The sequence below is a fragment of the Bifidobacterium sp. POST2/T3 (B1) genome (assembly GCF_058197115.1).
On the sequence record NZ_JBVPQK010000006.1, the window covers coordinates 17,694 to 27,661 of the forward strand.

Annotated in this window: 7 protein-coding genes and 1 pseudogene; 4 read left to right on the forward strand and 4 right to left on the reverse strand. The window is 57.3% G+C overall.

Going from position 1 to position 9,968, the window contains the following annotated elements:
- Positions 1–73: 73 nt before the first annotated feature.
- A pseudogene (locus AC0AP0_RS00820) lies at positions 74–241 on the reverse strand (LacI family DNA-binding transcriptional regulator); the annotation flags it as partial.
- Between the two features lie 261 nt (positions 242–502).
- Here AC0AP0_RS00820 and AC0AP0_RS00825 point away from each other — a divergent pair.
- Complete coding sequence (locus AC0AP0_RS00825; protein WP_110425957.1) at positions 503–898, forward strand: VOC family protein; 396 nt, start codon at positions 503–505, stop codon at positions 896–898.
- Between the two features lie 303 nt (positions 899–1,201).
- Positions 1,202–2,095: a 3-hydroxyacyl-CoA dehydrogenase gene (locus tag AC0AP0_RS00830; RefSeq protein WP_198191205.1), complete on the forward strand. Its 894-nt coding sequence runs from the start codon at positions 1,202–1,204 to the stop codon at positions 2,093–2,095.
- A gap of 181 nt (positions 2,096–2,276) precedes the next feature.
- Here AC0AP0_RS00830 and AC0AP0_RS00835 read toward each other — a convergent pair whose 3' ends face one another.
- The 3 genes from AC0AP0_RS00835 to AC0AP0_RS00845 are packed head-to-tail and all read right to left on the reverse strand — an operon-like array spanning position 2,277 to position 7,658.
- Entirely contained in the window at positions 2,277–3,521 is a 1,245-nt protein-coding gene (locus AC0AP0_RS00835) for a glycoside hydrolase family 1 protein (protein WP_490428898.1), read from the reverse strand.
- A gap of 5 nt (positions 3,522–3,526) precedes the next feature.
- Positions 3,527–6,373 (reverse strand): family 78 glycoside hydrolase catalytic domain, encoded by a 2,847-nt coding sequence (locus tag AC0AP0_RS00840; protein WP_490428899.1) that lies wholly within the window; start codon positions 6,371–6,373, stop codon positions 3,527–3,529.
- Positions 6,374–6,389: 16 nt separating this feature from the next.
- Positions 6,390–7,658 (reverse strand): MFS transporter, encoded by a 1,269-nt coding sequence (locus AC0AP0_RS00845; RefSeq protein ID WP_490428901.1) that lies wholly within the window; start codon positions 7,656–7,658, stop codon positions 6,390–6,392.
- 273 nt (positions 7,659–7,931) lie between these two features.
- On the opposite strand from AC0AP0_RS00845, the gene AC0AP0_RS00850 reads away from it, so the two are divergent.
- Both AC0AP0_RS00850 and AC0AP0_RS00855 read left to right on the forward strand, forming a co-directional pair.
- The gene (locus tag AC0AP0_RS00850; RefSeq protein ID WP_198191202.1) at positions 7,932–8,738 is read left to right on the forward strand and encodes an IclR family transcriptional regulator; all 807 of its coding nucleotides are present in this window, start codon (positions 7,932–7,934) and stop codon (positions 8,736–8,738) included.
- Positions 8,739–9,099: 361 nt separating this feature from the next.
- The coding region (locus AC0AP0_RS00855) for an MFS transporter (protein WP_490428904.1) at positions 9,100–9,968 on the forward strand (869 nt) is incomplete at its 3' end.

Sequence of the window (9,968 nt, forward strand, 5' to 3'; positions counted from 1 at the left end):
AGTCCGAAGCGAGGACACCGATTCCATTAGAAACCGAGCTCTTCAGAGCCCTGGCATTCTCATTACGGTGATATCCAGTTTTCCGTATGGCAGCTCTGACCGCTTGCAACGTTTTTGGGCGCACAGATCCAGGGTCATTCAACACTCGAGATACTGTTTGATGGGAAACGCCGGCCACGCGTGCCACATCCACAATGGATACGGACCGTTTCCGTCCTTGCCCACTCCGCACAGTGTTCACACCCCTATTATTTGTGTCCTCTGCCTTGCGTACTCCCGTGAACTGCCAGCACAGAATATACGCACTATATTGCTTAGTGTACCGACGACGCTCTATGAGGCAGCTTTCCGCTGCTTCTCCAGCGGTAAATCACGTGTATTCATGTTTATCACCTCGCCGTATGTCTGCACCGCAGAACGCATCCACGTCTGCCAGAACGGCCATCGCCTAGAGTAGATATCAGGAAGCATCGCGCATCAAGGTACCAAAGGAGCGGCCATCATGAGACCAATGTCGGACTATGCCAAGGACCTGCAGCACTCGGGCATGATCGCCCGTGATCTGGACGAGACCATCGACTTCTACACCAACAAACTCGGGTTCGAGCTGGTCGGCATCTACCCCAACGGGGAGAACCGCTGCGCCTTCCTGCGTCTGGGACATTTGACCATCGAAACCTGGGAGGGCGAACCTGCGCCCATGCGTACCGGGGCCATCAACCACTGGGCGCTGGATACGCCAGACATCGATGCCGCTTACGAGCATGCCCTGGAGATGGGATTGAAGATCAGAGAGGACTCCATCCAGTCCATTCCCACCTTCTGGCAGCGCGGAATCCGCTATTTCAACATCATCGGCCCCAATCAGGAGACCATCGAGTTCTGTCAGATTCTCTGACTGTCTTTTTTGATGTCCGGTGACTTTTCCCTCTTGCGGATACCGAGGAATGCAGGTGGCCGATTGCGTAATACAGTAGCCCTCGACCCCACTGCGACGACGGCTGCCGTATAACATTCATGTGAGCGAAGCGACAAAATTTTCAGTGTTCCACACAATTAATTAAACGGACGAATAAGCCGTGATACCTCCTGTTATTCCAGCCTTTCAGCGACATAGGAACGCCCAGAATAATCCCAGGCACTGCCGGTATTATGGAATAAGTATCCAAAGATGGATGCATTGCAACGAAAAGAGGTTTCTATGACGAACATTCATAATGTCACGGTTGCCGGCGGCGGGGTGCTTGGCAGCCAGATTGCCTATCAATCAGCCTTCAAGGGTAAGAAGGTAACGATCTACGACATCAACGACCAGGCTGTGGCGGCTGCCGAGGAGCGCGTCAAGAACCTGCGCGATTCCTACAAGCACGACATCAATGCCACTGATGAGCAATTCGACGCCGGGCTGAACAACATGTCCTTCACCGCCGACATGGCCGAGGCCGTCAAAGACGCTGACCTTGTCATTGAAGCAGTCCCGGAGAAGCCCTCGATCAAGCATGACCTTTATCAGAACCTGGCCAAGATGGCTCCCAAGGACGCCATCTTCACCAGCAACTCCTCCACCTACGTGCCCAGCACCTTCGCAGCCGACACGGGCAGGCCGGACAAGTTCCTGAACATGCACTTCGCCAACCAGGTTTGGCTGTACAACACGGCTGAGATTATGGGTACCGATCAGACCGACCCCAAGGTCTTCAATGAAATCGTGGACTATGCCAAGGAGATCGGCATGGTTCCCATCGTCCTGAAGAAGGAACAGCCTGGATACGTCCTGAACACCCTTCTCATCCCCCTGCTCGAAGCCGCCTCCTACCTTTGGGGTCAGGGCATAGCGGATCCGGAGACAGTGGACAAGACCTGGATGATCGCAACAGGCGCACCCATGGGACCCTTTGCCATCTTTGACGTTGTGGGACTGCGGACCGCCTTCAATATCACCAAGGAACAGCGGGGAGACAACCCTGACTTCAAGCCCTTCCTGGAGAAGATCCAGAAGATGATGGACGAGGGCAAGACCGGCAAGGATTCGGGAGAAGGGTTCTACACCTATCCCAACCCCGCCTTTGCGGATCCTGACTTCCTGAAGGCCTGACAAGGTACGGCAGGAATAGGGCAATCCAGACAGTCGGCCAGAGGACAAGCGATTGATCGCTGAACTGTAGTCCGACGAAAATCGAATGACCCCAACGAACTCCTTTCACGGAATCCGCTGGGGTCACTTATCAGAAATCTCCGAACCGCCATACAACATGTCGTACGGTCGGACCCTGGTTTCAGATAACAGTGTTGGTCACGATGTCGCGGTAAACCCCGGCACTCTTCTTGGGGGTGCGATCGAAGGTACCGTGCTCACGGTCCACTGAGCAAAGGCCAAAGTGAACGTCGAAGGCACTGATCCACTCATAGTTGTCCAGAAGCGACCAGTGGAAGTAGCCGAGGACCGGAACACCATCACGGACGAGTTCAATCAAGGGCGGTATGGACGCTTTGAGGAAGCGGCACCGCAGCTCATCATCCTGCGTGGAAACACCATGCTCGGTGACAACAACAGGCAGGCCCGTCAGATGATGGATGTAATTGACGGCATTGACCAGCGACTCGGGGTGGAGGGCAGTACCGGTCTCGTTGACCTCTTCGCCTGGCTGAGCTGGGACGGGCCCATCGTCGCCGAATATCTCACGCTCATAGTTCTGGACGCCAACGAAGTCGTCTCCCTGGACGGCCTGAGCCCAAGGACCATAGCAGGACCGACGCTTGGCCATGGCTAACTTTTTACCCTCCTCAGTCCTATAACTTTCGTCGATTACAGCCAGGGAGAGGCCCACCGGCAGTTCGGGACGAACCGAGCGCACAGCCTGCACGGCAGCACGATGGGCGCGGATGAAGCCGAACTCCAACTGGGTCACCTCTTCAGGGATGACCACATTGCCTGAACGGTACTGTTTCACACCGGCCTTCTTAGTGGCCGCGTTGATGCACGCGCGCTGAAGGTCCACCGCCTCCTGGGGCAAGCTCCCGTTGTCCAGAATCCTAGGCAAATCAGGTTCATTGAATGTGACGGCCAAAGCCACCCGGTCCCCAATCCGGTCCAGAACACGAACGCACTCATCGGCGAACATGGCGGGAGCATCATGATTGAGCCACCCTCCCTTGGCTGCGAACCAGCTAGGAATCGTGAAGTGGCAGAGGGTGATCGCAGGATCAATCCCGCGCTCCAGGCACCCGTCCACCATACGATCGTAATGATCCAGGGCATCCTGGTCGACATTGCCCTCCTCGGGCTCAATCCGCGCCCACTCGACGGAGAAGCGGTAGGAGTTGAGTCCCATCCCTTTAATCAAGTCCAGATCGTCGGCCCATCGTTCCCAACTCCTGCAGGCATCTCCGGCTGGTTCCTTGAATACCGAGGGAGAAACGCTCTCCAGGAAGGTGGTATCGGCAGCGGTGTCACCTCCGTCCACCTGATGGCCGGCCGTAGAGGCCCCCCACAGAAAATGATCAGGCAGGATTGCTGTCATGGTAATTACTCCTTTTCCTTTGTGTGCAAATCTTGTTTTTTCAGACCAGCCAGAAAGCTCCTGCAGACCCGCTCTATCTCGTCTGCTCCCGGAACGTACCCCTGCTGGGAGGCGACATCGGGCAAACGGTCCAGATCCGCATCCAACCACGGCTTAGCCGCTTTGGTAAAGGCCACATCCGCCTGATCACCTACATAAACCGGCGATCCGGATAACTTCAGAGCCTCGGTCAACCGATCCATGGACACGGTCGAATCAATCAGGTCGCGAATAGTTCGGATCGGACTCGATGGCCCGCAGACCTGGTCTAATGGAATATCCCAGGCATACCGGCCATGTCGGCAAGTCTCTTCCCTCGCTCCCGGCAGAGCTACACAGGCCTGGACGCCGACAGGAATCTCCAGCTCCAGATGGAATATTTGGCCGCAGATCGCCCAATTCAATCGAATAAGCCCGTATGGCGTCTCCTGACTGATATCGACATGGGCGACGGCGGGATCGACAACTGGAGATACGCAGACCTTCCTCCAACCTGGTTCGCGCATCTGCAGGCCGGCCAGACCCTCAAGCATCCAATGGACAATGGCACCCAGAGCGTAGTGGTTGAACGAAGTCATCTCCCCAGGATTGATCGAACCGTCGGGCAGCATGGAATCCCACCGCTCCCAAATGGTGGTGGCTCCCATTGTGACTGGATAGAGCCAGCTGGGGCACCGGTCCTGCAGAAGGAGACGAATGGCCAGGCGTGGATGCCCACTTTTAACCAGGGCCGGGCATACCAGGGGTGTGCCGAGGAAGCCGGTGGAAATACGGAAACCGCTGACCCGAATGATGTCAGCCAGGCGATCACCCGCACCCTGACGCTGGTCTGGGGTCTCCAGAAGGTCCCAAACCAGCGCCATGGCGTAGACCGAGGCACAGTCAGAAATAATTGCACCGTTGGCAGTCACGTATTCTTCGCGGAAGGCACGAGCCACCTGGTCGGCCAACAGACTGTAGTGATCAGCCTGGTCCTCTTCTCCCAGTGCCTGGTGCGCCCGAGCCACCAGACGGGCCGAATGAGCAAAGTACGCAGTGGCCACTACATCCGGGTCGGCTTTGGAACCCCCGGGATTGTCTGGCGGTGCATCCGGATCCAGCCAATCACCAAACTGAAAGCCTCCACGCCAGAGACGGGAGCCCCCGCAATGGACTTCGACACCGTCTACGAACCGGTCCATCATGGGCAGGAAGCGACGCAATACCGCCTTATCCCCTGTAGCCTGATAGATCGCCCAAGGGACAAGTACAGCCGCATCCCCCCAGCCACAAGTCAGTTTGGGTCCGTCCAAAACGTCTGGCACTACTACGGGGATCCCCCCGTCAGAAGCCTGGGTGTCAGCCATATCCTCCAACCAAGATGCCAGAAATCCTCCGGCACGGAAGAGGGCGAGTGCCGTTGGAGCGAACATGGCAATATCGCCAGTCCAGCCCAGGCGCTCATCACGCTGGGGGCAATCAGTGGGAAGCACGATGAAGTTGTCCATAGTGGACCAGCGGGCGTTCTGGAAAAGCCGATCCAGCTCGGCTCGCGAGGACTTGAAAGTTGCCAGAGGCTTCATCTCGGCTGAGACCAGACAGGCTTCCAGATCCTGAGCTCGAAAATCCTCCACACCCTCCACCTGGACATAACGGAAACCATGCTGGGTGAAGAGGGGCTCCAGGTCTTCCTCGCCTCCGGAGAGGATGAAACGATCTGTCGCCTTCGCGTTGCGGAGAGGACGAGTGCCTAATTCGCCTTTTTCAAGAACTTCGGCATGCCGGAGGACCACTTCCTGCCCAGGCTGCCCGTGCCTGACGTGCATGCGGACCCAGCCGGACACGTTCTGGCCGAAATCCACAATTTTTCCTCCGGATGGGGTTGTGATGATCTCCAGGCCAGGCAAGCGATCCAGAATCCGCGCGGGCGGCGCCTCCTGTGGTCTGATTCGCGCTGCCGGCATCGGCAAGGCCCGAACCGGGTGGGTCTGTCCCCCCTGGTTGAGCAGCGGAATGCGCATGTCCCGGGTTTGCCCATCATAGAGGTCATTCGCCAGAATGGGCGAAGACCTCCACGTCCAATCCTGATCGGTGGCAAGCCTGTGCTCCCCATCCTGGTCCCGCCAGAATAGATTGGCCAGAAGCCACAGATTCTTCCCATAGACTTCGGTTCGGCAGGTCCAGGTGAGTTGACCACGGTACCACCCGTTGCCCAAGATGACTGCAAGTTCGTGCCGGCCCGGAGCAAGCACCTGTGTCAGATCGTAGGTCAGAGCATTCATTCGTTTTCTGTAATCAGTCCAACCGGGTGTCAACTCATCGCAACCGATACGGCATCCATCCAGATAGGGGATGAAAATACCCCCCGCTGTCAAATCCAGGCGACCCAGATCACACCCCTGACCCACGGTAAAAGACCGCACCATGATAGGCGCTGGATCTTCCCGGCCAACACCCGGATCAGGCTCAATCGGTGAACCCGGCCAGTCCTCATTGCTGAGCAGTCCGGTCTCCACCAGAGTTGGGTCGGACCAGGAGGACCAGTTACCGTCTTCTCCTGCAACCCGAACTCGAACACGGGCGCACTGACGCGACTTCAAAGGGGTGCCAGGCCAAGGCAGGCAAATCTGATCCGCTCCTTCAAAGTCGTGAATCTGAGGTGGCTGCCCACCCTGGGCGATCTCAACCTGAGCTCGATGCTGCTCCCAGCCGTGAGGAGCTGAAAGAATCCTCCACGAAAGAGAGGGCCTCCGATCCTCATATCCTATGACCCGATCAGCAACGGGGTGTTGCCCAAAACCAACCTTGCCGACTGTCACTGCTGCCATGGTCATGCACCCTTCCCCCTTCCTATTTGATTCCCCTGATGAGGGGCATTATGACTACACTGCAGAGACTGAGCACTGCACCGATGAACCAAAGCAGCGGGTAATTGTTCCCACCGGCGCTGTTGATGACAATAGGGGCGACGGCGGGCACCAGAACGTTGGCCCCGTTCAGAGCCAGTGCGAAGACGCCCATATCCTTGCCAGCATCCTTGCTCTCAGGCAGGACGGCGGCGCAAAGGGCCAGATCCACGGTCAGATACATGGCCTGCCCCACGCAGAAGATCTCCCAAGCAATCAGGAACTGGGTGAAGCTATGGGATGTCCCGCCCAAGCAGAGGGCACCAGCCATTATGATGGCGGCCAGAACGACAAAGGGCTTCTTCCGGCCCAGACGATCGGTCAGAAATCCGGAACACGAGAAGAAAATGACCGATATTGGGGCCGAACACAGCGTGAGCAGTCCGGCCTTGCTCCCCACTTGGTTGAGGGGGATACGCAGACCGGAGATCAGGTAGTAGACGAAGTAGGTCTGCATTGAAGCCATGGCCAGACCGACGAGGAAACGCGCCAACCAGGTCCATCCGAAGTTGGGATGTTTGCGGGGATTGACGAAGAAACCGCCAAAGAGTTTTTTCAGGCTGAGCGGTGGCACCTGGCTACGCTTCTTAACCGGGTCACGGTATAGGAGAAGCAGAGGAATCGAGGTGAGCAAACCAAGCAATATAGGCACTGTCATGAGCAGAAGGCCATTGCCCACCAAGGCACCCGTGAGGTAGGTGCCTGCCGAAAACGAAAGGGCCCCAAAGAGTCCCATCAGCCCCATGACTGTTCCTCGTCTATTCTCCGGTACTCCCTCCACGGCGATGACCGAGTAAGCGTTGAACCCGGCCTGCATGAAAACAATAGCGATCACATAGGCAACCCCCATGATCCAGACGTTGGTGGAAAGGCCCACGACTGCAGCCGCCGCAAGACAGACCAGGAGGCAACCTACAATCCAAGGCCGACGGCGACCGAATCTGCTTGTCGTCCTGTCTGAGAGACCTCCGACCAAGGGAATAAAGAAGAGCATGAGCAGAGAACCTACCGAAGTCATACGGCTGTAGACCGTATCTTTCTGGTCCGGCATGACTGAAGCTACTCGTAGGGAGAGCGCCGTACCCAGACTCATGCACATGATGTAGAGACCAACTGCGGCAATCAGGACTAAAGCGATGGTCTTGCGCGGGTCGGGATACTCAGAAGGTAGATACCCTGGATCATGATCCGGCTTCCTGCCTGGTTCACTCATGTCAAGTCCTCCTTTGGACTGTAAAACTCGTTTACTTCTTTCCCGGGCGCACGTCCTCTAGCAGGAACATCCGGATCCGGTCACCACCGCTGCTCTGCATCGTCGCTTCCTGGCGCCAGCTCCCTGGATCTGATCCAACCCGGGTACATATCCGTTTCTATTCGTCCCATCAAAGGAGCACGAAGTCGATTCCCATCCAGTGGAAAAGGCATGGTTTGACCCAATGGGCCTTCTTATGGTTGCCTGTAAAGGATATGGGAGCAGATCAGAGCTATGGCAGCAACTCACGATTCCAGCAGAGCTGCACGCAGCGGCGTGCTTGACCGTGCCTTCGCCATATTGAGTTGCTTCACTTCGGACCAGCCCTCGCTGACGCTGACCCAGATCATGCATCGGACTGGACTGCCTGCCAGCACTACCAGCAGATTATTAAAGGAACTCACCGCTCACCAGGCTCTGAGCAGGGACCGGTCAGGCTCCTATTCCATCGGCCCCTTGCTAATGGAGATCGCCCAATACGCCCAGCCTATGCTCTACATACGCGAGGCAGCCTCCCCGGTTCTGGACAAGCTGTCAAGAATGACCGAGGAGCACATCCAGCTGGGGGTCCTAGACGGCCAGGAGATGGTGGTCCTGGACAGGCGAGAGGGTAGGCATCGGATTCCGGTCTACTACCATATCGGTGACCGCCTGCCTGTGGTTCCCACCGCCGTCGGCAGGGTCCTCCTGGCTTATGCCGACCCTGATACAATCAACGAGATTCTGGATCAGGAACGGTTCATTTGGCCCACATGGCAGACACCACGACCTTCATCCAAAACGGTCCGCCGTGACCTGGAGATAATACGTCAGCATCAAGTGGCCCTTCTGAAAACGCCCAAGGCATCGGTTCACTCAGTAGCCGCCCCCATCTTCGGCCATACCGGGGCTGTCATAGCAGCTATAAGCATCGTAGTGGGCTCCGACGAGCAGCGTCTGGAGCAGTATGTACCTCTTATCAAGGCCGGAGCCAGGGCCATCACCAATCGGATCAGCGGGCCAAGGCCCTCACGCATCCTCCCACCCTGGGATGGAGAATGACCTATCCAGGCAACCGCCAGACATCATCACTCCGACCAACGATTGCATATCTCCTTCCCGACAACATCGGCGATGAATACCTCTTCGGCTGGATTACGCAGCGCTCTGTTGCTGTCATTAGAGAGCCAACCAACCCAAGGTATAAAAGTCGATGAGTCAGCATCCAGCCGTTGCTCCTCATCGTTTGGTGCCATGCCTCACAACCGTTCGCGGATTAGCTGCAAGGGATGAACTGGGAGAAAAATGGCCTTGTGGTAAAATGTACATTTATGACGTTTTTGTAAAGCGTTCGAGAGGAGACCGCTGCGGCAGAAGACAAACCTCGGAGTAGTACAACGGCCCCATGGCCGGAGAAGGAATAATGGTAGAAGACGAAACAAATTCGACCAAGCATGACGGTCTCAGCGAGAAACAAACCCAGAAACAACTGAAGAAGCAGCAGGCCGCAGCAAAACGCAAGGCCCGCAAGCAGAATCCCAGACCGCATCGGGGCTGGAGCGAGCGCCTGCATCTGACCGACATCAACGTAGTGGACAGGTCCACACTCAAGCGGGCCATTGCCGGCACCGTGGTCGGCAACTTCATGGAATGGTATGACGTGGGGGTCTACGGCTACCTGGCGGTAACCATCGGCCGCGTCTTCCTGTCCGACGCATCCGATGCCGTGCAGCGGCTCTTCTCTCTTGGTGTTTTCGCCGTCACTTTCGTTGCCCGCCCGCTGGGCGGCGTGGTCCTAGGCCAGCTGGGCGACAAGGTCGGCCGCCAGCGCATTCTGGCCTTCACCCTGCTTAGCATGTCCGCAGCCACCCTGCTGATCGGCCTTCTGCCCAGCTATGCTGCCGTCGGTCCGCTGGCACCTATTCTGCTTATCCTGCTCAAGCTGGTCCAGGGCTTCTCCACAGGCGGCGAGTACGCAGGCGCCTCGACTATGGTCACCGAATATTCCCCTGACCGGCATCGTGGCTTCTTCGCCTCCCTGCTGGACGTGGGATCCTACCTGGGCTACGCCTTCGGAGCAGCCTTGGTCTCCCTCCTGGAGTTCTCCATCTCCCCGGAAGCCATGCTGGCCTGGGGCTGGCGCATCCCCTTCATCATCGCCTTGCCGCTGGCTGCCATCGCGGTCTACTTCAGGGCCAAGGTTCAGGACACCCCTGCCTTCCGTCAGGCCCAGGATGCAAGCGACGAGAAGACCAAGAGCCAGCACAAGAGCCTGCTGGACCTGATCCGGGG